Source organism: Sphingomonas sp., from assembly GCF_025353885.1.
Taxonomy (GTDB): domain Bacteria; phylum Pseudomonadota; class Alphaproteobacteria; order Sphingomonadales; family Sphingomonadaceae; genus Sphingomonas_O.
Genome location: NZ_JANXNX010000068.1, coordinates 1 through 22,865, shown reverse-complemented (window position 1 = coordinate 22,865; position 22,865 = coordinate 1). Strand labels below are relative to the sequence as shown.

Annotated in this window: 22 protein-coding genes and 2 pseudogenes; 15 read left to right on the top strand and 9 right to left on the bottom strand. The window is 59.2% G+C overall.

From position 1 onward, the window contains the following. The first annotated feature begins 19 nt into the window (after positions 1-19). Complete coding sequence (locus Q0R02_RS07370) at positions 20-832, top strand: cation transporter (protein ID WP_293882038.1); 813 nt, start codon at positions 20-22, stop codon at positions 830-832. Here the strand turns inward: Q0R02_RS07370 and Q0R02_RS13810 are convergent. Both Q0R02_RS13810 and Q0R02_RS07365 read right to left on the bottom strand, forming a co-directional pair. Next, the gene (locus Q0R02_RS13810; RefSeq protein WP_367271444.1) at positions 716-1,114 is read right to left on the bottom strand and encodes a CopD family protein; all 399 of its coding nucleotides are present in this window, start codon (positions 1,112-1,114) and stop codon (positions 716-718) included. The two genes, Q0R02_RS07370 and Q0R02_RS13810, sit on opposite strands and share 117 nt — an antisense overlap. 100 nt (positions 1,115-1,214) lie before the next feature. Beyond that, positions 1,215-1,853 (bottom strand): hypothetical protein, encoded by a 639-nt coding sequence (locus Q0R02_RS07365; protein WP_293882036.1) that lies wholly within the window; start codon positions 1,851-1,853, stop codon positions 1,215-1,217. 209 nt (positions 1,854-2,062) lie between these two features. Between Q0R02_RS07365 and Q0R02_RS07360 the strand changes: the two genes are divergently transcribed. From Q0R02_RS07360 to Q0R02_RS07350, 3 genes are all read left to right on the top strand, one after another. Further along, positions 2,063-2,596 carry a PA2169 family four-helix-bundle protein gene (locus Q0R02_RS07360; protein ID WP_293882035.1) on the top strand — a complete coding sequence of 178 codons (534 nt, stop codon included), beginning with the start codon at positions 2,063-2,065 and terminating at the stop codon, positions 2,594-2,596. A gap of 27 nt (positions 2,597-2,623) precedes the next feature. Beyond that, positions 2,624-2,830, top strand: a complete 207-nt coding sequence (locus Q0R02_RS07355; protein WP_293882034.1) for a hypothetical protein — start codon at positions 2,624-2,626, stop codon at positions 2,828-2,830. Positions 2,831-2,965: 135 nt separating this feature from the next. Further along, positions 2,966-4,282, top strand: a complete 1,317-nt coding sequence (locus Q0R02_RS07350) for a S1 family peptidase (RefSeq protein ID WP_293882032.1) — start codon at positions 2,966-2,968, stop codon at positions 4,280-4,282. On the opposite strand, the gene Q0R02_RS07345 is transcribed toward Q0R02_RS07350, so the two are convergent. Next, the gene (locus tag Q0R02_RS07345) at positions 4,275-5,237 is read right to left on the bottom strand and encodes a LysR family transcriptional regulator (protein WP_293882030.1); all 963 of its coding nucleotides are present in this window, start codon (positions 5,235-5,237) and stop codon (positions 4,275-4,277) included. The genes Q0R02_RS07350 and Q0R02_RS07345 overlap by 8 nt on opposite strands. 68 nt (positions 5,238-5,305) lie before the next feature. Here Q0R02_RS07345 and Q0R02_RS13805 point away from each other — a divergent pair, with 68 nt between their 5' ends. Continuing rightward, a complete protein-coding gene (locus tag Q0R02_RS13805; protein ID WP_367271443.1) occupies positions 5,306-5,605 on the top strand; it encodes a UrcA family protein in 300 nt (99 codons plus the stop codon). 404 nt (positions 5,606-6,009) lie between these two features. Here the strand turns inward: Q0R02_RS13805 and Q0R02_RS07340 are convergent, their stop codons facing one another. Further along, positions 6,010-6,324, bottom strand: coding sequence for a hypothetical protein (locus Q0R02_RS07340; protein WP_293882029.1), 315 nt, complete (start codon positions 6,322-6,324; stop codon positions 6,010-6,012). A gap of 145 nt (positions 6,325-6,469) precedes the next feature. Here Q0R02_RS07340 and Q0R02_RS07335 point away from each other — a divergent pair, with 145 nt between their 5' ends. The 3 genes and pseudogenes from Q0R02_RS07335 to Q0R02_RS07325 form a co-directional block, all read left to right on the top strand. After that, complete coding sequence (locus Q0R02_RS07335) at positions 6,470-8,530, top strand: DNA polymerase Y family protein (protein WP_293882027.1); 2,061 nt, start codon at positions 6,470-6,472, stop codon at positions 8,528-8,530. Continuing rightward, positions 8,527-11,826, top strand: a complete 3,300-nt coding sequence (locus Q0R02_RS07330) for an error-prone DNA polymerase (protein WP_293882025.1) — start codon at positions 8,527-8,529, stop codon at positions 11,824-11,826. Before Q0R02_RS07335 ends, Q0R02_RS07330 begins: the two co-directional genes overlap by 4 nt. Positions 11,827-11,958: 132 nt before the next feature. After that, positions 11,959-12,267, top strand: a pseudogene (locus Q0R02_RS07325) (membrane dipeptidase); the annotation flags it as partial. Positions 12,268-12,537: 270 nt separating this feature from the next. Here Q0R02_RS07325 and Q0R02_RS07320 read toward each other — a convergent pair. Both Q0R02_RS07320 and Q0R02_RS07315 read right to left on the bottom strand, forming a co-directional pair. Beyond that, positions 12,538-12,801 (bottom strand): annotated as a pseudogene (locus Q0R02_RS07320) (transposase); the annotation flags it as partial. Between the two features lie 72 nt (positions 12,802-12,873). Further along, positions 12,874-13,074 (bottom strand): hypothetical protein, encoded by a 201-nt coding sequence (locus tag Q0R02_RS07315; RefSeq protein ID WP_293882024.1) that lies wholly within the window; start codon positions 13,072-13,074, stop codon positions 12,874-12,876. A 211-nt stretch (positions 13,075-13,285) separates the two neighbouring features. On the opposite strand from Q0R02_RS07315, the gene Q0R02_RS07310 reads away from it, so the two are divergent. Continuing rightward, a complete protein-coding gene (locus Q0R02_RS07310; protein WP_293882023.1) occupies positions 13,286-14,077 on the top strand; it encodes a TIM44-like domain-containing protein in 792 nt (263 codons plus the stop codon). Between the two features lie 70 nt (positions 14,078-14,147). On the opposite strand, the gene Q0R02_RS07305 is transcribed toward Q0R02_RS07310, so the two are convergent. Next, complete coding sequence (locus tag Q0R02_RS07305) at positions 14,148-14,369, bottom strand: hypothetical protein (RefSeq protein WP_293882022.1); 222 nt, start codon at positions 14,367-14,369, stop codon at positions 14,148-14,150. 196 nt (positions 14,370-14,565) lie between these two features. On the opposite strand from Q0R02_RS07305, the gene Q0R02_RS07300 reads away from it, so the two are divergent. Continuing rightward, entirely contained in the window at positions 14,566-16,152 is a 1,587-nt protein-coding gene (locus Q0R02_RS07300; RefSeq protein WP_293882021.1) for a SulP family inorganic anion transporter, read from the top strand. A gap of 3 nt (positions 16,153-16,155) precedes the next feature. Beyond that, on the top strand, positions 16,156-16,770 hold the full coding sequence (locus Q0R02_RS07295; RefSeq protein ID WP_293882020.1) for a ParB-like protein: 615 nt from the start codon (positions 16,156-16,158) through the stop codon (positions 16,768-16,770). Between the two features lie 107 nt (positions 16,771-16,877). Here Q0R02_RS07295 and Q0R02_RS07290 read toward each other — a convergent pair whose 3' ends face one another. Then, complete coding sequence (locus tag Q0R02_RS07290; protein ID WP_293882019.1) at positions 16,878-17,087, bottom strand: hypothetical protein; 210 nt, start codon at positions 17,085-17,087, stop codon at positions 16,878-16,880. Between Q0R02_RS07290 and Q0R02_RS07285 the strand changes: the two genes are divergently transcribed. Then, positions 17,080-18,561 carry a hypothetical protein gene (locus Q0R02_RS07285; RefSeq protein WP_293882018.1) on the top strand — a complete coding sequence of 494 codons (1,482 nt, stop codon included), beginning with the start codon at positions 17,080-17,082 and terminating at the stop codon, positions 18,559-18,561. The genes Q0R02_RS07290 and Q0R02_RS07285 overlap by 8 nt on opposite strands. Positions 18,562-18,603: 42 nt before the next feature. On the opposite strand, the gene Q0R02_RS07280 is transcribed toward Q0R02_RS07285, so the two are convergent. Then, entirely contained in the window at positions 18,604-19,191 is a 588-nt protein-coding gene (locus Q0R02_RS07280) for a DUF4337 family protein (RefSeq protein ID WP_293882017.1), read from the bottom strand. Positions 19,192-19,392: 201 nt separating this feature from the next. On the opposite strand from Q0R02_RS07280, the gene Q0R02_RS07275 reads away from it, so the two are divergent. From Q0R02_RS07275 to Q0R02_RS07265, 3 genes are all read left to right on the top strand, one after another. Next, positions 19,393-20,634 (top strand): IS3 family transposase, encoded by a 1,242-nt coding sequence (locus tag Q0R02_RS07275; RefSeq protein ID WP_293882016.1) that lies wholly within the window; start codon positions 19,393-19,395, stop codon positions 20,632-20,634. A gap of 424 nt (positions 20,635-21,058) precedes the next feature. Further along, positions 21,059-21,334 carry a hypothetical protein gene (locus Q0R02_RS07270; protein WP_293882014.1) on the top strand — a complete coding sequence of 92 codons (276 nt, stop codon included), beginning with the start codon at positions 21,059-21,061 and terminating at the stop codon, positions 21,332-21,334. Positions 21,335-21,406: 72 nt separating this feature from the next. Then, positions 21,407-22,804: a hypothetical protein gene (locus Q0R02_RS07265; protein ID WP_293882012.1), complete on the top strand. Its 1,398-nt coding sequence runs from the start codon at positions 21,407-21,409 to the stop codon at positions 22,802-22,804. The last annotated feature ends 61 nt before the right edge of the window (positions 22,805-22,865 follow it).

Here is a 22,865-nt window from a genome sequence, read left to right as displayed (position 1 = left end):
CATATCGCTGTGGTTTTAAGTGAATGCACTGTTCAATCGATATCACCCTCTTTGCACCTCGGAACTTGAATGGAAGCTGAGGGTGCTCTGCAGCAAGCATTCAGGCATTCCCGCCTATCATGCTGTGCTTACTTTTTTCGCATTTGCCTCCACGCACTCGCCTATTTCGGCCACACTGCTAGGCACGGGCGCGGTGCTTTTGCCAAAACCAACCCGGAAGAGAGAACAGATTACACAGGAAATAAACACCACAGGAAACGTCAGCCTCCGACGGATAGTCGGTCTTGTCGCGCTGCTAAACCTCGCCTATTTCGGCGTGGAGTTCGCGGTGGCACGTGCAATCGGATCGGTGTCGCTGTTCGCCGACAGCATCGATTTTCTTGAAGACGCGGCCGGGAACCTTCTGATCCTCATCGCGATCGGCTGGTCTGCGCGGAGCCGTGCTCGCCTTGGCATGATGCTTGCTCTCATCCTGCTGGTGCCCGGGCTCGCGACGTTGTGGACAGCGTGGGCCAAGTTCGCTGCACCCGTTGCTCCCGATGCTCGGTTGCTGACGATTACAGGCTTGGGCGCGCTGGCAATTAATCTGACCTGCACCTTTATGCTCGCCCGCTACCGTCATCATGGCGGAAGCCTGACCCGTGCGGCTTTTCTGTCGGCGCGTAACGATGCGCTTGCCAATATCGCGATTATTGCTGCCGGTCTGGTCACGGCGCTACTGTGGCGTTCGGTTTGGCCCGATCTCGTTGTAGGCCTCACGATAGCACTCATGAATGCCGACGCTGCGCGCGAGGTTTGGGAGGCCGCCCGAGAAGAGCATCGTTCCGTTTAAACAACGCCCAAGTTGCGCTTTCGGCAGGTTCTTCGTTGGCCGGCTTGACCGCAATCTACGCGCCGACCCGGCACCCTTACAGCAAAGCGGGCGGTTAAAGCGTGCCAGCCAGACAGCCAATTCAACGATAAGCACGGCTGAAAAAGCCTCGGCTACAATGCTGCGCTGCAGAGCTGCCAAGGCCATTTTGGTCTCATCACCCTTAGTCGCCGCATCGAGACGCGGCGTCAGGCGAAAGCGGTTGCTTGCCGCCAGGCAGATCATGAAGCCAAGTAAAGCAATTTTTCGAATCAGAGGCTTTTTCGCCCAGCACTGGGCAGATCATTTTTCACGTAGACGACGAAAGGCAGGAGCGGCCTAGGTGAGGCCGCCCCTGTGCAGATCAGTTCGTTTTTGTCGACACTGTAACGCGGGTTCTTTTTGTCACCGTGTGATGAGCCCGGCGATGAACGACGTGACGTACGACCGGTCGCTTTGCTGCGGCCGACGCCGATCCAGAAGAACGCTCCTCTGATTCCGTCGTGACGGTCGTTGCTTGCGGCGCTGGTGCGGCCACTATGACCGGAGCAGCCCGCGCGGCCGTAGCCTGAGCGGTCGCGACGGCCGCCGACTGCTGGGCGGCATCGGCCCGGACGTTCGCTGCAGCAGCATCTTCACGCGCAGCAGCGGCACTCGCCTCAGTCACGGCGCGCTGTTCACGATTGTCTGCAGCACGGTTTTTCTGTGTCGTGCCGATTGCCTCATCCGAAAGTTGGACGGCGTGATTGGCCTGCGCGATGGACTCTTCCTTATGTCCAGCGGCAAAGGCTTCATGTGCGGCGCGAAGTGCCGCCTGAGCTTGGGCCTGCAGGCGAGGTGTTTCCCCGGTTGCGCCAATTTTGTTGGCTATCTCAACTTTGGCTTCGGCAGCCGCCATGGCTTCCTTTGCCCGATCCCCTTTTCCGTCCGCCAAAGCAGGCGCAGCCATTAGCAAGAGTACCGACACGCTAAGGCCGCGTGTGAGCAATAATGAACGCTTCATATAACTCTCTCCTCTGTAACATCGTTAGCCGATGCCCACAAAGATATCGAACAGTGTTGATTTTTTACAGCTGAACAGCTTGTAGCGTGCCGTTAATGTTTACCGCTTCTATCGAGGATGTCATTTGAAGAAGTAGGACCCCAAGCCGAACGGGGTTACTATTAAAACCGTCCCTGCGTTTGAACGATGCCTCACACGCCAGCGCTACAATGCGCGAAAAACCATGGCTGCCCATGGACCTATTTCTCGCTCAAGCGTTATCCGGTCAACTTTGCAACGAGAAATATATTATGGCCGATACCGATCACGACATCCATACGCTGAACAGTCTGATTGCGACAACGCTCGACAGCATTGATGGCTACACCGAGGCTGCGAAGGATGCGGAGAATAGTCGTTACCAGCAGATGTTTACGGAGCGAGCGAGCGAACGGCGCACGGTCGCGACCGCGCTTCAAAGCGAAGTCTCGCGTCTGGGCGGCAATCCCGAAGACGATGGCACCGTACTTGCAGGCGCACACCGGGTATTCCTAAACTTAAAGGCGACGGTTACCGGAAACGACGATCAGGCAATTGTGAGTGAGGTCGAACGTGGCGAGGATCATATCAAAGTCAAGTTCGAGAATGCGATGGCGGACGCCGACCTGTCGTCCGAAGTCGGCGCGAAGATCGAAGGCTGCTTTACCTCGGTGCGCCAGGGCCACGATCAGATGCGCGACCTCAAGCATGCTCTCGGGAATTAATAGAGCCAAAAATTGAAGGAGACGACCATGATACAAAAGATTGCAATCGCCCTGCTTGCGTCCGCTGTGACGCTTGTGCCCACTGCTGTGCTTGCCAAAGGTTGCATTCGGGGTGCTTTGGCGGGCGGCGTAGCCGGACACTATGTGCATCATCATGCCATCGCTGGCGCCATGGCCGGGTGCGCGGCGGGTCATTATTATTATAAACACAAGGAGAAGGTTTCTGCCCGGTAGCGGACGATGAGTGGGCCCTCGATGTCGCACCCATGAACGCCAGTTCTGCCTGCCGGAAATTGAGGCGGGCGGACCGACCCGCAGATGAGTACTTGACCCATATCTGATTTGACCTGTTAAACAGAGGCAATGATATTGCGAAATACCATCTTCAGTTTTTCACTGAGCTTGGCTTTCAGGATAGCAGTTTTATTATCGCCGGGAATGGCAGAGGCGACAGAGTTGCAAAGGCCTGCGCAGGCCGCCAGCTACTCGGAACAGATCGAACCGACTGTCGAGTCCGATGGAGATGCCTTGGCCGAGGACGCAGTGGAATATGCCAGTCAATTCGGAGTGTCGCATGAAGAGGCAATGCACCGCCTTGCTGCTCAGGAGGCAAGCGTGCCTGTCACTGATGCGCTGGCCGAGCGCTACCGCGACCGACTGGCAGGTATCGCTATAGAACACCGCCCTAGCTATCGCATCGTCGTGAACTTGACGGGTATGAAGCCAGTGGCCGCAGAGCGGATGGTGCTGAACGGCCAGACGACCCCGATCGTCTTTCGAACCGGTGCACTAGTCACCCGCGACCGTGTGATTTGGGCAATGACCAATCACCAGGCCGCAATTCGTTCGGCCCTTACGCGACCATCCGGTATGGGCCTTGATCCCCGGTCAGGTGAACTCGTTGTCATCATCAGCAAAGCCGAGGCATCGGAGGGAGTAAACGCCGTCAAAGCGAAGCTCGAAGCCATTGCCGGGGTGCCCGTACAAGTCCGGGTCTTAGACAGGATCGACAAAAACCTGTCTGTAGAGGGCGGGTCGCGTCTCGAAAGCATGGGCGCAGCCAATAACCGACGCTATATGTGCACCAGCGGATTTGTTGTCACTGATGGCGTGCGTGACGGTGTGGCTACCGCGGCGCACTGTGCGGACACGATGACTTACTATGATCCTCAGCACAATCCGACCCCGTTGACGTTCGTCGGTCAGTGGGGCTGGGGTTATCGAGACGTCCAAATCAATGCTGCCCCATATGCCCTGCCACCGCTCTTCTATGCGGACAGTGCGCGCACCCGATCACGACCGGTGAACTCGCAGCGTACGCATGCCGCAACTCGCGCTGGGGATTTTGTATGTCATCGCGGCGAGGCCACGGGCTATAGCTGTGCTCTTGTTGAGTTGACCGATTTTGCCCCGGCAGGCGACCTTTGCGGCGGGGCTTGCCTGCCAACGTGGGTCACGATTTCAGGACCAAAATGCAAAGCAGGTGATAGCGGGTCTCCGGTGTTCAGCGGCACCACCGCGTTCGGACTTGTCAAAGGCGCAAGCTATCGACCCGATGGGTCCTGTGCATTCTATTTTTACATGCCCATCGACTATCTACCGTCAGGCTGGACCCTGCGTCGTGCGACGTTGTCGCCGTCGAGCACCAGAGTATTGCCGCCAATTTCTGCAGCAAAAATTAACTAGCTACAATCCAGGCATCAGAACAATCGAGACGTTTGGCACGCGCCATTTCGCTAAGCTGTTCGGCCAGGAAATCGTACACAGCGCGCACTTGAGGAGAATGTCGGACGCGTTCATGTGTAACCAACCAGAGGCCAGAAGCCTCATTTGCAACCGGTTCAAGGCATCTCACCAGTTCTTCATCTTGGTCCGCGACGAAGCAGGGTAGAACCGCAAAACCTGAGCCGGCACGAACGGCCGCCAGCAGGCCGGGGCAGGTTGAGTAGTGAATGACAACTGCCTCCTCAAGCTTATGGCGCTTAAGCCACGATGAATATCTGCGCCAAACTTCGGGCCCGCCTCCACCAACAAATGAATGCTGGCGTAAATCGGCCGCGGAACTCGGCTTCTTATGCGCAGCGGCATAAGATCGGCTACAGTATAGCGTCCAGGAATCGACGGCTAGTTTGCGTCGCACTATCCCCCTGCCAGAAGGCGCTATGCCAACGCGGAGCGCCACATCGGCCGCCCCTTCTGCCAAGTCACGGGCCTGGTCGGAAGTGTCGAGTTCAATGCGAAGAGATGGATGACGGCGGTGCAGGTCGCTGAGCAGCGGCGTCAGCAGGGTGAACGCATAAATGTCCAACGCCGTGACGCGCACAAGGCCCGAGATATCTCGGACCTGCCCCCCTGCACAATCGGTAAACCGTTCGACAGCGGACTCTGCAGCTTCTGCATGCTCCAGCAAAGTTTGCCCGGCTGGAGTTATCGTGAAACCGGATGGTTTGCGCTCGAACAAGGCAAATCCGATCGCGTCTTCCAACGCCGACACTCGCCGCGAAGTTGTCGTCTGGCTTACCCGCAACGACCTGCCGCCAGCCAAGGTGCTTCCGGTTCGCGCAACCGCCAGAAAATGGCGTAAATCATCCCAAGCAATCATATTTTCGTTCTGCACTTTTGCAGAGCGGTTGTCCAACATCGTTGATCATGCGTATCGAAATTATCGGCTACCTTGGTTCACCTCAATGATGAACGCTTAGGAACGCTATGATGAAAAAGCGCTGCGCTTCTGCAGTTTTCGCAGTCTGGCTATCTGTGCATACGACACCCTCCCACTCTGTGCCATCTGCGTTGCCAATAGCCCGGGTGCCGCACTCCGACCTTGATCTTAAGCAACAGGCCGATCGAACCAGGCTTAATCATCGCCTCCGCACAGCCGTCGATAAAGTGTGCGGGTATGCGCTTGCGAGCGACCTCCGCGGCCAGAATAACGTCAGACGTTGCCTGAAGGAGACCTTTCGCAATGCAACATCGCAAATGGACGCTGTTGTCTTTTATACTCGCTGAGCGCACGAAAATTTGAAAAGGACGGCGCTCGCATAGCGGGGAGCGTTTCTCACGCTGAAGGCACGACAACTCCCGGAGTAATCGGCCACCTCGCGAAGGTTCAGTGTTGGGGAGGTGCCGGGCTAACGCAAAACCGGTAGACACATGCCTGATTTGACAAATCCGCCAATAGGAACAAAATGGCAACATCACTTTGCGAGTCGAGTATGAATTATGCTGTATCCCTTCTTCGTCAGCAGCTTGCTGCGATGGAAACCGCAGATCGTGCGGGCAGGGCAGTCTTGCCCTTCGAGATTACGGAAGCTGATAGCAGGCTTGCCGATAAGGGCCTCCGCATCGACACTCTGCACGAGGTGGCGGCAGCGGGAGCGCGTTGGGGCGATGACGCTGCTGCTACACTGTTCCTAGCCGGCATTGCGGGCCGACAGAGTGGGCAAGTGCTCTGGCTTGTAACCCGAAGCAGCCTCTTTGCGCCGGGCTTGTTCCAGGCCGGACTTCCGCCGGAACGGCTGATCCATGCCGAAGCTCGTGACGATAACGAATTGCTGGCGGTAATGGAGGATGCTTTGCGTCATCGCGGCCTTGGTGCCGTAGTCGGAGAAGTCAGGAAGGCGGGGCTTACCGCGACCCGTAGGCTCCAGCTTGCCGCAGAAGGCGGAACGACACTGCCCTTGTTGATGCGGCACCACACAAAGCTTGGTGTTGATCCGCTTAGCCAACCTTCGGCCGCTACCACACGCTGGCGGATCGCGTCGGTGCCCTCTGTCCCACTAGCGGTGGAAGGAGTTGGCCGTGCGCGTTGGCGCACGGAACTTGTGCGCCAACGCGGCGGCGATCCTTTTGAAATGATATTGGAGGCTTGCGATGAAACGGGTCGCTGCGCTCTGGCTGTCGAACTGGTCGATCGATCGGATTTTGCACGCCGAGCCGACGTTCGCGCCGCTGCCTGAACGCTGTGTCGCTAGTCCTAATTTGAGCGACCTGCGTACTACGGCTCTGGCCGAACAGGTGCTGCAATGCGACGCGCCCAAAAATACCGGCTGGCGACCTGGTGCACGCTGGGCGCGCCAGAACATTGAAATGCAGATCGCCGCACTGCCACATCATAAACGGCCGTCGATGCAAATGCTCGGCCGGTCAAGTGAAGCTGCCGATCATCCGTTCACAACGATGCTGCTCGATGAAGGGGCAGCGCCGATGCAAAAGATGTCACGCCTGACGGAGGGCGCTGAACACCCGTTTCGTCGCACCGCAGTGCCAAGCGTGCGCTATCCCGGCGAAGGCCAACGGCCAGACAAGCATCTTGAGCGGGGCTCGAACGATCCGCATAGCGGGCCGCCAGGGGTTGCAGCGTTTTACGATACGGGCCGGACAATGTCCGGTCTGATCAGTCAGGTTTGCCGCGACGAACAAACCCCGACCATACCCGTTGGAGGCGTGGTCCTCGTCACCACTCACAGAATAGGGTCCCGGATTGAGGTTGCTGCGGTATCACCCGCGGCGCAGGCCTTGGGGCTGGTGCCGGGTATGCGGCTTACTCAGGTCCGCGCCTCGGTTCCTGAAGCGATCCTCCGCAATGCCGATCCATCGGGCGATGCCGCCGATTTGCATCGGCTGGCGGTGCTGATCGCCCGCCGCTGGACGCCGATAGTCGCAAAATCAGATAGCGACGCGCTTTTCCTCGACCTGACGGGAGTGGCGCACCTTTATGGTGGTGAGGCGCGCATGGCCTCTAGGCTGTTTCGATTGCTGGCGCGAACAGGCTTTTCAGCGCGGATCGGCATTGCCGATACACCCGGCGCGGCTTGGGCATTGGCGCGGTTTGTGGCCGATCCGATTTTGCATTGCCCGCCGGGCACCCACGCCAATGCACTGGTGCGGTTGCCGACCGCGGCGCTTCGCCTTCCCGAGCCAACCCTTGCGCTGTTCCAGCGGCTGGGCATCGAAACTATTGGCGATGTTGCGGCCTTGCCGCGCGCGCCATTTGCCCGCCGTTTTGGGGCAGAGGCTGCGCGGCGTCTCGACCAAGCGCTGGGCCACGCCGCAGAACCGCTGGTTCCAGTAATACCGCCCGAAACTATCCATGTCGTTCAGCGCTTTGCAGAGCCGATCGGATCGGCGGAGGTCATCAAGCATTGGCTTGCCAAACTGGTTCCGCAATTATGCGAGGCGCTGGCCCAAGCGGGACAGGGCGCTCGCCTTCTATTTTTTGTCGCCGACCGGATCGATGGCCAGCCGCAACCGATCCGTATCGGCTTTGCCCGGCCAAATCGCGATCCGACGCATATTTTGCGCCTGATCTGCCGGAGGATCGAGGAAATCGACCCCGGTTACGGTGTCGATGCCTTGCACCTCCATGTCAGACGCGCTGAGCCGTTGGGCGCACAGCCGTTCGACGAAACCCTGGACAGCACGGCGCCAGATCTTGGCAGCTTGGTTGATATCCTTGCCAATCGTTCGGTGCCGACCTGGCGCGAAATTCCGCTGGAAAGTGATGTTCCAGAACGCAGCGTAGGGCGACGACCGATCCTCGATGCTGCTAACCGTCAGCAGCAGGCAAACAAGCGCGACGACGTGCGGCAGCTCGACAGGCGCGTGATCGAACATCCCTGGCAATCGCGCTGGCCGCGGCCTACCCGCGTCCTGCGTCGGCCCGAGCGGCTGGATCATGTCATTGCAGAATTACCCGATCAACCACCGCAGCGTTTTACCTGGCGTGGTAATAGCCACGTTGTCGTCCGTGCCGACGGCCCCGAACGCATTACCGGCGAATGGTGGAAGAATTCAGCCGAGCGTGACGCGGTGCGCGATTATTTCCTGGTCGAGGATGCTGCGGGGCAACGTTTCTGGCTGTTTCGTCGAGGGGATGGCGAACGCGGCCAGACCGGCGACCTTACATGGTACCTCCATGGCCGCTTTGGATGACCTACAGCGAACTTCAGGTCACCACCCATTTCAGCTTTCTGCGCGGTGCATCGAGCCCTCAGGAACTGTTCGTCATAGCGGCCATGATGGGCATGCCTGCGCTCGGTATTACCGACCGGAATTCTGTGGCGGGGGTGGTGCAGGCGCTATTTGCTGCCGAGCAGATTGAAAAAGAACAGCAACTGGTCATGAGGCCAGTGTTCGGTTGCCGGCTTGATCTTGTCGATGGCAGTTCGCTTCTTGTCTGGCCTGAGGACAAGCAAGCCTGGTCGCGACTTACGCAGTTGCTCAGTCTGGGCAAGGGCCGGGCCGACACCCAACGTGGTGAAAAGGGCAAATGCTTTCTCCACTGGGAAGATGTCGCCGCTCAGTCGCAAGGGCTGGTCGCGGCGCTGGTCCCTGATGCGATGCCCGACCCGATCCAGCTCGGCTGGATGGCAGATTTGTTTCCGGGCCGCGGTCATGTTTGCCTGACCCATTGGCGGCGGCCGGGAGAGGCGCAAAGGCTTCATGAAACCGCGCTTGCCGCGCAGGCCCATGGGCTGACGCCGCTCGCCACCGGGGATGTGCTCTATCACGATCCGGCGCGGCGAATGCTCCAGGACGTGGTCACCGCAATTCGGGAAAAGACCACGATCGACGCACTTGGCTTTGCCCGCGAACGCAACGCTGGGCGCCACCTCCAGCCGCCTGGGCAAATGGCGCGGTTGTTTCGTCACCACCCTGAGGCGCTGTCTGCCGGGCAGGCAATCGTCGAACGCTGCACCTTTTCGCTGCGCGAACTGAAGCATCAATACCCCGAGGAACGGGTGATGAGCGGGCACACCCCGCAAAAGGCGCTCGAGAAGATGGCGTGGCTGGCGCTCAATAAAATGAATCATGGCGACCGCCCCACCCCGGCCTATCGCAAATTGCTCACCAAAGAACTCAGGCTCGTCGGGCATTGGCAGTATGCTGCCTATTTTCTAACCGTGAATTCGATCGTGCAATTCGCACGAAGCCAGCAGATCCTTTGCCAGGGGCGGGGTTCGGCAGCCAACTCGGTAATTTGCTTCGTGCTTGGTATTACTTCGATCGATCCAGTCAAGCACCAGCTCCTGTTCGAGCGTTTCCTGTCTGAGGACCGGCGCGAACCGCCGGATATCGATATCGATTTCGAGCATGAACGCCGCGAGGAAGTGATCCAGTGGATCTACGACAGCTATGGCCGTGATCATTCTGCCCTGACCGCAGTCGTCAGCCGATTCCGCACGCGTGGCGCGATCCGCGAAGTCGGCAAGGTGCTGGGCCTTCCCGAAGACATGACCGCAGCATTGGCAAAGCAGGTGTGGGGCTGGTCGAACGACGGGGTGCCCGATGAACATGTTGAGGCACTGAACCTCGACAAGGATGAGCCCCGGCTGGCGCTTGCGCTTGAACTAGCGCGCGATTTGGTCGGCACGCCGCGCCATCTTTCGCAGCATCCCGGCGGCTTCGTGCTGACGCGCGACAAGCTTGCCGATCTCGTTCCGATCGAGCCTGCGGCGATGGCCAATCGCCAGGTCATTGAATGGGAAAAGCTCGATCTCGAGGAACTTGGCTTTATGAAAGTCGATATTCTTGGACTGGGCATGCTCGGCTGCATGCGCCGTGCCTTCGATCTACTCCGCCACCACAAGCAAATTGATATCGAAATGGCCGATCCCATCCTGCAGAAGGAGGACGCGGCAACTTTTGAAATGATGCGCCGCGCCGATACGCTGGGCGTCTTTCAGATCGAGAGTCGCGCGCAGATGTCGATGCTGCCGCGTATGCGCCCCGAAAACTTCTACGATATTGCCATTCAAGTCGCGATCGTCCGCCCAGGACCTATTCAGGGCGACATGGTCCACCCCTATCTCAAGCGTCGCGAGCAACGCCGCAACAATCCTGCCACCATTTTCGAATATCCCAGCCCAAAGCTTAAACAAGTGCTCGAAAAGACGTTGGGCGTGCCACTCTTTCAGGAACAAGCGATGCAGGTCGCGATCCTCGGTGCTGGCTTTCTGCCGAGCGAGGCCGACAGCTTGCGTCGGGCAATGGCGACTTTCAAGCTGACCGGCGGCGTCGGTGGTTTTCGCGACCGGCTGATCGGCGGCATGCGCAAAAACGGCATTAAGGAGGAGTTTGCTGAACGGCTGGTCAAACAGATCGAGGGTTTCGGCAGCTACGGCTTCCCTGAAAGCCACGCTGCCAGTTTTGCCAAGATTGCCTATGCCTCGTCATGGCTGAAGTGTCACCATCCCGACATTTTCTGCGCGGCTTTGCTTAACGCCCAGCCGATGGGGTTCTACGCGCCCGCGCAGATCGTGCGCGATGCCCGCGCCCACGGCGTCGAGATACGCCCGGTCTGTGTGCTAAATAGCGAATGGGACACCATAATCGAGCCGTTCAACGATTCGAATGCGGCGCGTGCTCCCGATGGCTCGCCGCTGCGCCCGTTGCGGCTGGGGATGCGCGTCGTTACTGGGCTGGCAGCAAATGACGTTGGCCGCATCCTGCTGGCGCGGGGAGCGCGCCCCTATAGCAGTATCGGCGATATCTGGCGGCAATCGGGGGTCAAACCCGCGGCGCTCGAAAGGCTCGCGCAGGCCGATGCGTTTCAGGCATTCGGGCTCGACCGGCGCGCGGCGCTATGGGCAATCAAAGGGCTGGGCGACCGTCCGCCACCGCTACTCGCGCTGCTAGAAACCATCGAGCCCGATCCGGTGCTCGCTCCGCTCACTGCCGGACGCGAGGTGGTTGAGGATTACCGTGCCACTCAGCTCAGCCTGCGCGCGCATCCACTTACTTTTCTTCGCGGTGAACTCGCCCGGCGCGGCATGATTACCTGCGCCGATCTCGATCGCACCAAGGATGGACGCCGCATCGAACTCGCGGGGATCATCTTGGTCCGCCAGCGTCCGGGCAGCGCTAAGGGCGTTCTCTTTATCACGCTGGAGGATGAAACCGGCGTCGCCAACGCGATCCTCTGGCCCGACCGTTTCGAGGCCAATCGCCGCGTCGTGATGGGATCGGCCATGCTTTCGATCTCTGGCCGGGTGCAGAGGGAAGCAAGCGTGATACACGTCATTGTCGACCACCTCGCCGACCTTACCCCGATGCTGCGCACCGTTGGCGATATCGATCTGCCCCGGCTGGTTTCACGCGGCGATGGCGCCACCTATCCCGGCGCCCCTGATCGTGGCGATTTCGAATGGCGGCCACACGTACGGTCCGATTATCACTTCAGAAACGCTGGCGAATTAATTCCGATCAAAAGCCACGATTTCCACTAATGTCAGTGAACAAGTGGCCGCTTTCACGCGCAGTTTTGCGTAAGAAAAACGTCTGCTTTGAACTTTGCCTCATTCTACATCTCCGATGCATATCGCCACTGGGCCGCGGATGAGGCAACCGAAACGTCACAAATGAATTCCCCACCCTTCAACGGCCTGTATATCGGCCAGTCGGACCGGGCAGCGGCCGCCGTCGCAGCCTGGAAAAAGGCTAACCCGCCGCCGCCCGTAACGCTGTCGATGGTCGCGGATCACATCGAGCATATCGCGCAGGTCGCTGGGAAAGACCAAGTTGGCATCGGATCGGACTTCGACGGGGTTGGCAGCGTCTTGCCGCATGGCCTTGAAGACGTTTCCAGCTGCCTCGCCCTGCTCGCCGAGTTGATGCGCCGGGGGTGGACGGACCAAGACGTCGGAATGCTCACCGGCGGGAACGTCCTCCGCGTCATGGGTCAGGCCGAGCAGGTTTCGCGGAAGCTGACTACCGCAAGCTCTCGACCGGGCAGGCGGTGCGTCACTAGCAGCGTTAGCGCAACGGCGCTCTTTCCAATCGCACCTTCAGCAGAAGCTAACAAACCAAATGCGCATCGGCATCCCAAAAGAGATCAAGAACAACGAATATCGAGTTGGTCTCACTCCCCCTCGGTGACCGAGCTAACCTCGGCCGGGCATGGACGTACGCGACGAGCTCGCGCCGTCGTCCAGGCGTCAGAGCTTTTTTGACAGGACATCCTGCAGGATGTGCTTGTCCAGGCTCAGATCGGCAACCAACTGCTTCAACTGCCGATTCTCGTCCTCGAGCTGCTTTAGACGCCTCAGCTCGCCGACGCCGAGACCGCCATACACTTTCTTCCAACGGTAAAATGTTTGCTCCGAAATTCCCATCCGCCGGATGACTTCGGCCACCGGCGTCCCGGTCTCCGCCTGCTTCAGCGCAAACGCAATCTGCTCGTCGGTATACCTAGATTTCTTCATTTCCAACTCCTCGCCGAAGGCTTCACAAGGCTGGAAACTCTCGCTTAAAATGGACTAAAAAACAGGGGGATGTCATGCGCAAAACATCGCGATCAGCACGATCGCGAGCGGCGCGCCCGCCATATCCGCCGTACGTCCAGCAAGTCGGCTAGCTGCAAGGTGGATCATCAGACACTCGACGATAGCTGTCTGGTCGGCAAGACGGCCTCTCGCGCCAATGAACTTGAAAGGATGATACGCTTCTGACGCCATTGGCAGGTCGGCGGTCGCCACCTATCTTGCATCATTACGGAGGTACCCGGTGTCCACACGATCGATCCGATTTGTTACTTTAATCGCCACTTTTCTGATGTTGGCTGGCCTGCTGACCCAACCTGTCGAGGCGCGGCGCGGCGGAAGTTTCGGGAGCCGTGGATCGCGAACCTATGTCGCTCCACGGTCAGGCTATGGGACGAGCCGCTATGTTCCGCCAATCGAACGTTCTATGACGCTGCGTTCGATGGCGCCGGACCGAAGCGTTTTCCGCTCCGGCACAGGCGCGCAGCCTTATGGGCCTCAACGCAGTCGCTTTGGCGGCTTGGGTGGTGGGCTGCTTGGGGGCTTGGTCGCTGGCGGCCTCATCGGTCATTTTCTCGGTGGCGGATCAGGATGGGGCGGTGGCAGTGCAGGTGGCGGATTCCTGTTGTCCTTGATTCAGATTGCTCTTTTCGGCGGAATCGCGTGGTTGGTAATAGGTTTTTTCTGGAGGCGACGGACGGCCCTGCAATCAACAATCCAGCAGGGCTATACGAACCCACTGCCATTTACACCTTCTGTAGGCTCCCGTCCCTGGGACGCACAGCAACAATCCCAGTATCCTGTAGAAACGGCAGATATCGCGCTCACTCCGGCAGACCAAAATACGTTCGAGCAATTGTTGATCGAGGTCCAGGATGCTTTTGGGAGAGAGGACTATCGCCGTTTGCGTGGCCTGACCACGCGGGAAATCATGTCGTTTCTCGCAGAGGAGCTGGGCGAAAATGCAACGCACAACAGGCGCAATGAGGTCTCGGCTACCAGACTGATTGACGCAGAAGTCCTGGAAGCGTGGCAGGAGGAGAAGGCCGACTTTGCGACCATACGCCTGCGCTATGAAAGTATCGATGTGATGCGCGATCGAACGACCGGCACGATAATCGGCGGAATGGCCAACGCTCCAACCGAAGCCAATGAGGTGTGGACGTTCGTTCGCGAGGAGAGCGACATCTGGAAGCTCTTTGCAATTCAGGAAGCCTGATTTTCCCCTAAGGAAGCTTAGTAAAGAGGCACCGCCTGATCGGGTGATCAGGCGGTGCGAGGCTCAACTGTTATTTTGCGTGGGCAGCTTTCTTTGCTGCATGGTGATGACCGGCAACTGCGCCCGCAACAGCACCTGCTTTTGCATGACCGTGGCCGACAAAGTGACCAGCGGTCGCACCCACGACCGCGCCCTTGACCACGCCTTTTGCATCTGCCGCAGTCACTCCGCTGATGAGGCAGAATGCCAGAATTCCGGTTAATACTGCCCTACAGCTATTGATCAGTTTCATCATACTCTCCTGATTGGCTCCCGCGACACAACTGGCGTTCGGTCGAAATGAATGCAAGCCCCGGAGTCCGGCGTACTGGACGAGTAATAGTGAAAAATACTGACCTCTAAAATATCCGCAGATTGTCATTTGCGTTGAGATCGCCGATGCCCGAAAAGTTATGAACGCGAGATCAAAATCTTCAAGAAATGCGGATGTGATCGCGGGCTTGTCTGTGGCCGGGCTCATGCTGCCCGAAGCGGTTGCCTATGCGGCAATTGCAGGACTTCCTCCTGGACGAGCGTTGGTCGCCGCGGTCGCTGGCGGGCTTGCCTATGCGCTTATCGGGCAGAGCCGCTTTGCTATAATTGCGCCGACGTCATCTTCCGCCGCGATTTTGGCTGCTGCTCTCGCAACGTTGCCGGGAACCGCGAGCGACAAGGCAATGCTTGCAACGGCGATGGTAGCGATCGTCGCCGCATTGTTCGGCGTCATTGCGCTTTTTCGGCTTGGCGGCCTCGCCGGGTTTATCGCGCGTCCGGTTCTGCGTGGCTTTGCTTTTGGATTGGCGATCACCATAATCCTGCGCCAGCTGCCAAGTCTGACGGGATTGCACTTAGCAGCGCCGAACATCTTCTTGCTGGTCGGCAGACTGGCGTCGCAAACTCAGGCAATGAGCCTGTACAGCATCCTTATCGGTGGAGCCGCTCTGGCGGCTATCCTTGCGATACGGCGTGCTGGCAAATTGCCGGGAGCATTGATCGTGCTTGGTTGTGGGGTCGGTCTGGCGTCGCTGGTCGATCTTCCGGCGCACGGCGTTGCGCTGGTCGGGCCAATTGCGATCGTACTCGACAAACCCTCGCTTCCCAACTTCGGGTTCCAGACCTGGTCGCATCTAGTGCAACTGGCGCTGCCGCTGACGCTGATCCTTTTCGCCGAAAGCTGGGGAACGATGCGCGCATTGGCTTTGCGGCATGGCGACACGCTATCGGCCAATCGCGAACTGGGCGCACTCGGCGGCGCAAATCTGGTGGCGGCGCTCTTTCAGGGAATGCCGGTCGGCGCGGGCTTTTCGGCGGGGTCCGCCAGTGAGGCGGCGGGTGCGAGCAGCCAGCTTAGTGCTGCCGTAGCGTCGTTTGCCTTGGCGGCGCTGGTGGTTTTTGCAGGATCGGCGGTTGCGCGAATACCGGAGCCGGTGCTGGCGGCGGTCGTGATTGCCGCTCTTACGCATGCGCTCGCGATCGGTCCTTTCAGCCGACTGTTCCGGATCGACCGTGATCAGTGGATTGCGCTGGCAGCAGTCGCGGGCGTCATCGGCTTCGGCGTGCTGAACGGAATGCTGATTGCTGTGGCGCTGTCGGTCGGTGTGCTGTTGCACCGGCTTAGCAGGCCCACGATCAGCGAATTGGGCAGGATCGGGACCAGTCACGACTTCGTCGATCGGGCGCGCCATGACGATGCCGGGCTGGTCGATGGCATTGCGATCTATCGCCCCAATGCGCCATTGTTTTTCGCCAACGCCGATATGGCTCTGGCTGCCGTCGGTAAACTCGCTGTCAGACATCCTGCCGGGACGCAGGTCATCCTCAGTCTTGAAGAAAGCAACGATTTCGACAGCAGCGCGGTCGAGGTGCTGGCGGAGTTCGAAAAGCTGATCCAGAACAGAGGGATGGTTTTGCGACTGGCACGGACGCACGACCGGGTGCGCGAGTTGTTGACAGCGGCAGGTCTGACAGAACTGGCGAGCGACGCGGGTTTCAGTGTTGCCGACTCGGTCGAAGCAGCTCAGCGAAAAGGATTATGATGTATGTATAGCAGAATGGAACCGCAGCTCAGTCCCATCGCGCTTGCCGATCTTCGACCAACGCAGATGACAGTTGGCATGCTAGAAGTTGAACGCAAGCGGCACGGCTGGCGCGCGCGCGTGGCGAGCGATGGCCCGGAATTTCTGGGAACGCATATGATCCCCGTCATCATTGGTCCCAAGCAAACTCCCTGGATGATTGACAACCACCACCTTGCCCGCGCCTTGCTTGATGAGGGGGTCGAGCATGTCCTTGTCAGCGTGGTTGCGCGGCTCGACCGGCTCGATCGCTCGGCGTTCATGACCTTCATGGACAATCGCAACTGGCTTCACCCCTTTGACGTAAAGGGGGTCCGGCGACGTTACGATGACATCCCGCGCAAATTATCGAAGATGGAGGATGATCCTTATCGCTCAATCGCGGGCGCGGTGCGGCGCGCTGGCGGCTATGCCAAGGATCTGACGCCCTATTCCGAGTTCCTGTGGGCCGACTTTTTTCGGCATCGCATCGACGCGAAGCTGATCGGGCACGACATGGATAAGGCGGTGACAAAGGCGCTGGCTCTGTCCCATAGCCAGAAAGCCAACCACCTGCCGGGCTGGTGCGGCGCATCTTGAGCCGTGCTTCAGGCGACAAGACCGAAGGTCACGAAAGTTCACGCAAGGGAGTGGACGTTCTTTAACATAACGTGCGTCAGGCGTTCATATTCATCGGTCTAGGATGATCACTTGTGGCTAAGATGGAGTGACGAAATGTCCCGGCGCAGATCGATCAGTGCAAAACTCTCGTTTGCCGTGTCGCTCGCCGGCTTGGCAGTAAGCGCCTGTAACCAGCCGGCGTCGTCGAACCCGCAGAACAGTGCCGATAGCGGCCAGCCTGCAAGCGCACCGCCGATCGCTGCCCTGCCGCTGGCGACGGCGCCCCCTGTGGCCATGCAATCCGCACCGCCGGTTGGCGCGCTGCCATCCGTGGCTCGGCCATTGCGGTACACCGGTGCGCCCCGCGCCGACCGTTACCGATACACCGAACGGGCCTATGCCATGAGCGCTGCGTTCGGCGATACGCCGCCCGACTATACGGTGGACTATCAGGGAACCCGACCGTGGATATGGAGATCGAACAGCGGCGGCTATCGCGTCGTCGAACAGGTTCCTGGGGGACAGCGGGATTATTATTATCAGCCGGGTGACACTCAGCCATTTTATGTGAGCGACCCCGACGGTGGCTATGCCTATGACCGCGGCAAACTGATCGGGGTTTATGGTTCTGACGGCGTTCCTGTTGACGATATTCGAGCCGCAGAGCGCGCCGACGCTGCCGGGCGTTATCTATATCGCGCACGACAGCTTTATCACGCAGCCCAATATCAGCAACGTCAGGCCGCTTATGCCGCCGACTGGCAAGCACGCCGCGATGCCGTGGTCGCCCAGCGTCAGTCGTGGGAGGCGGCGCGTGCCCGCGATGCCGACTGGCAAGTCTGGCACGACGCGCATGAGAGGGATGAGCACAATGCGTGGCAGGACGAACAAAACCGGCGGACGGCCTATGTTGCGGCTATCGGAATTGGCGTCAGTGTCGCCGCCGTGGCGTTGACCCGGCACCATGATGGAGGGGCTCCGAGCGGAGGCGGTCCTGCTGATCGAGCAGGGGGTTCTTATGGGCCGCAAAATGCTGGTTATGGTCAGCCGCCGCGCGGGCCGCAACCGCAACAGCCGCCGACCCGACGCCAAGTCCAGCCAATTCATTCGGCTATTCCGCAGCCTCAACCTCAGCCGGTTAGGCAGCAAGCGCCAGCTGTTCAGGGGATCGACGCGCGACAACACGCTGAGCAAGAGGCGCAGCGTCAGGCTCAACTCGCGCGCCAGCAGCAGAACGCCGCGGCACGTTCGGCAAACATCGCAGCTCAGGTCAATGCAGCCAAGTCGAGAGATGCCAACAACGTGCGATTGCAGCAGGCCCAACTTTCCCGGCAACAGGCAGAGATCACGCGGCAACAACGGCAGGTGGCGAGTGAACACGCCGCCGCTCTCAACGCGGCAGCCAGCGCGCGGGTGGCCAGAGACCAAGCTATGGCGTTTCGCAATTCGGAGCGTCCGGCGAATGCTCAGCATCAACAAAAACAACGGCAACAGCAACAGCAACAGCAACAGCAACAGCAACAGCAACAGCAACAGAGAAGTCAGCAGCAGGCATCGCGGATTGCTGAGCAAGCCGCCAGCCGGGTGCGGCAACAGGCCGACACTCAACGCCAAATCGTGGCTCAGGCCAGTGCGCACGCTGCGACGATGCAGCAAGAACAGCAAAATGCTGTGCGGGCGGCGATCAAGCAAGATGCCGCGCATCAGCCGGGCAATCCAAGACCGCAAAAGCCGCAGGACGGTCGTCAAAATCGCCACCCGTCTCAATAGATCGTGGCGCTCAGGGGCCGCCGTCTGCCGTGAGAACTGAGGTTAAAGTATAACGCCTAGCTTGGTTAGGATCGCAAAAGCTATTCCGGAAAGCGCAATGAGGGATGCTCCGCTCGCCACGACCCAGGACCGGCCAATAAGCGCAATCGACAGGAGGACGATGGCCATTTGGAGCGCCGTTTCACTGATCTCGTAATGTTCGCCAATGGTGGCAGAATGTTCGGCAGTCTCGCGCTGTTGTTCTCCCGATTTCTGCAACTGTGTAATGCCGTGTCCTGCTTTGTCGGGCGCTCGCAGTCGCTTGGCTTCCTTGGCCCAGTCGCCACTCCCGGCAGCGTTATTCTGGTCCGCAGTTGCCGTCTTCAAAACGGTCTCGCGCACGATCTTCGCCTGCATATAAGCAAAGGTATCCGACGCTTCGATCCCGAGACGGAGGCTTTCGCGCTGCGCCCCGGCTGCCGCCATGTGGACGAATGCCAGGCTTACCGCGAAAATACCGACCAGTAGCGATACCCGATCGCGAAATTTTCGTTCCTTCGCCCGCTCGTCGCGTTCGCTATCGTCATGTTTATCCTCGGCCCTTTCGATTGCTTCATCGATAAGATCCTTGGCATCTTCGGGTTCTAACATCTTACGACCTCTGGTCCGTAGTGAGTTTGAAAAGTTCGCGATACAGGCGGAAAGGTGCGTGAGCGCGTCAACATGAACTCAGCCCAACTCGCAGGTTAAAGGGTGTTCATTCACAAGAGGTGTCGGCGAAACCCGGTCCGTTATTGAAGTGGCCCCCTAAATGACCTGACAGGGCCTCGCTCTTATATAAGAGTGAGGGATATGACTAACAGTACGATCAGACGTTACAATGATGGCGAGGTCCTCTCCGGTGTTCAGCGGCGGAGGCGGTGGACACCGGAGGAAAAGGTCCGGATCGTCGAGGAGACGTATTTGCCGGGGATGAGCGTATCGCTCGTCGCCCGCCAGCACGGCATCAGCGGCAGCCAGGTCTTCACATGGCGCAGGCTGATGAACCAGGGCGCACTGACTGCCGCAGCAGCTGGTGAGGAAGTGGTGCCAGCGTCCGAGTATCGCGCCCTGGAAGCACAGGTGCGCGAACTGCACCGGCTACTCGGCAAGAAGGCCATGGAGAATGAGCTGCTCCGCGAGGCCGTGTCCCGGGTCGCAGGCCCAAAAAAAACTGCTGTTACGCTCGACCTCGTTGCCAGGGGATGGACGGTGAGCGCGGTCGCAGAAGCGATCGGGGTCGCCCGCCCACACTTGTCCGCGGTACGTAATCGACCTCCGCCGCGGCCGCGAGGACGACCGCCGCTGCCCGATGCCGACCTGGTCGCCGAGATCCGCGTGCTCGTCGCCGATTTGCCGACCTACGGCTATCGCCGTGTTCATGCTTTGCTGCGCCGACAAGCCGAGAAGACCGGGCGCGGAGCGCCCAATCCGAAACGCGTCTACCGCGTCATGAAAGTGCACGGGCTGCTGCTACAGCGAGACGGCGAACGCCGCGAGGAACGGCGTCACGACGGCCAGGTCGCCGTCGATCTGCGCAACACTCGCTGGTGCTCCGACGGGTTGGAGATCACCTGCGAGAATGGTGAGAAGGTGCGTGTCGCATTCGCGCTCGACTGCTGCGACCGCGAGGCGATGGGACATGTGGCGACGACGGGCGGCATCACCGCCGAGGATGTCCAGGACTTGATGGTCGTCACCGTCGAGCATCGCTACGGACGGGTGAATCGCGTGCCCGAGCCCATCGAGTGGCTCACCGATAACGGCAGCTGCTACACCGCCAGCGATACGCGTGCCTTCGCCCGAGGCATTGGACTGATCCCGCGCACGCCCCCGGTCAGCAGTCCTCAATCGAATGGCATGGCGGAGGCGTTCGTGCGCACCCTGAAACGCGATTATGTCCGTGTGAACCCCAAGCCCAATGCGCAGAGCGTCATCGATCAACTGCCCGGTTGGTTCGCCCATTATAACGAGGTGCATCCGCACCGCGCTTTGCGCTATCGATCACCCCGCGAGTTCATCGCGAAAACCTGCGAGGCTCTGTCACGCCTTTAGGGGGCAACAATACCTGCCGAGCATACGTCGCTACAAGCTTGCTAGGCAACGTCCGCTTTTCTCCCCGTAAGCTGCCGGTCGGCTATCAGGCGATGTGCGCTTGGGATTGATCGCGAACGTCGCAACGTGGTGGAAAGAGGTCCGGCAGGTTGCGGGAATAACGAAATAACCACCGCCAAAGCTGACATTTTGCATCGGCCTTATGCGTCGGCCGAGCTGTTGATCTTGTGACTGGCGAAGTGGCGTTGCGGAAGGGAGCCCTGTCGCAACAAACTGAGCCGGGCGCACGCTCTTGGTTAGAGCCAGTCGCCAACGTCCGGGATTGAACCGGTTAATATATCTTCTCGCTAGGTGTTTTCCGAGGGTTACGCGACGCTGCGACGCGCTCTAATCGTAAGTCCGCAAACTGCTCGGACCTGACATCATGACAACGAACAAAGCTTTCTCCCGTCTTTCACGCCGTGAGATGATCCTGCTCGCTGCCGCTGGTGGGGGAATAGTCGCCGCTGGCACCATTGCATTCGCTCCCGCCGAGGCGTCGACCAAGGTTTCGCAAAAGGCGGTTAACTATCGACCAAAACCTAGCGGCAAGTCGCGCTGCGATGGATGCCTTCAATGGCAGCCGCCTGCTGCGTGCAAAGTGGTCACCGGAACGATCAGCCCGTCGGGCTGGTGCACGATCTACGCGGCAAAAGCGTAATATGAGGGCGAACCCACCACTGACCGGCGGCGTCGATTCTCAGTTTCGCGCACATAACCTGAGGATAGACTGATGCCGACCGCGCTCAGTGTTTTTCGTGGTCGTTGGCCTTTGGTCGGGGCAGCTTCAATTCTGGCCTTGGTCGTAGCCAGCGGTGTGGGGACCGCACCAGCGTCTGCCATCCCAGCATTCGCCGAGCAGACTGGGCAACGATGCGTCGCTTGCCATGTCGGCGGTTTTGGCCCGCAACTGACCCCATTCGGTCGTGCGTTCAAGCTTGGTGGTTATACGCTGCGAACCAAGCCTTTCAACCTGCCCGTATCCGCGATGGCGGTTGCTTCCTTTACCAGCACCAAGCGCCCTCTGCCGTCGCCTGCCGCTGATGGTTTTGCTGATAACAACAATCTGGCGCTGGACCAGGTAAGCATTTTCGTCGGCGGAGGAATCGGATCGCACTTCGGCGGCTTTGTACAAACGACCTATGACGGAATCGGCAAGCACTTTTCGTGGGACAACCTCGATCTCCGCGCGGTGAACACCGGAACGATCGGCGGCAAGGATCTGGTTTACGGATTGAGCCTCAACAATAACCCAACGGTGACCGATGCGTGGAATACTTTGCCGGCATGGGGCTACCCCTATACAGGGTCAGCTCTGGCACCAGGGCCGTCAGCAAGCCCGCTCATTTCAGGGGGCCTCGCGCAGAATGTCATCGGTCTCAACGCCTATGCCTGGATAGATTCAAAGATTTATCTTGAGGTTGGCGGCTATTCGACGCCGCGAGCGAGTACGCTTGGTTGGCTCGGCGCTGACCCGTTCAGTCCCGGCGATATCAGGGGAACCGCTCCCTATGCCCGCGTCGCGTTCAGCCAGGAGCTCGCAGGCGGGACGGCCGAAATCGGTGCCTTTGCCCTCAAGGCTAATATCCGACCAGGCCGTGACCGGACCACCGGTCTCACCAACCACTATTCAGACGTGGGCCTCGATGCGTCGTTCATCAGGACGTTCGGGTCGAGCGATACAATCACGTTCAACACCCGCTATACTCATGAACGACAGTCGCTGCTTGCTAGCTGTGCATTGGGCATCGCCGACGGTTCAATCTCGCCGACACCCCTGCGCACGTGTGCTGACGGATCACTAAATGAAGTACGCGGCGACATTTCGTATTACTGGCGCAACAAAATCGGCGCGACGATCGGTGCGTTTGATATAACAGGGCGACGCAACGCCTCGTTATATTCAGGCAATCGGATCGACCGACCAGACAGCACGGGTCTGCTACTCCAACTCGATGGCACCCCTTTCAGCGGGCCGAACTCTCCATTCGGTACTCGTTTCGCAACACGAGTGGGCATTCAGTATATTGCGTATTCTCGTTTTGATGGTGCCAAGCTCGACTATGATGGCACCGGTCGGAGCGCATCCGATAACAATACGGTCCGCGTCTTCACTTGGGTGGCATTTTAAACTGGTCGGTCCAAAGATGCTCAGGAGAACACGGCGCTGCTCGCAAGGACCAACCGTAAAA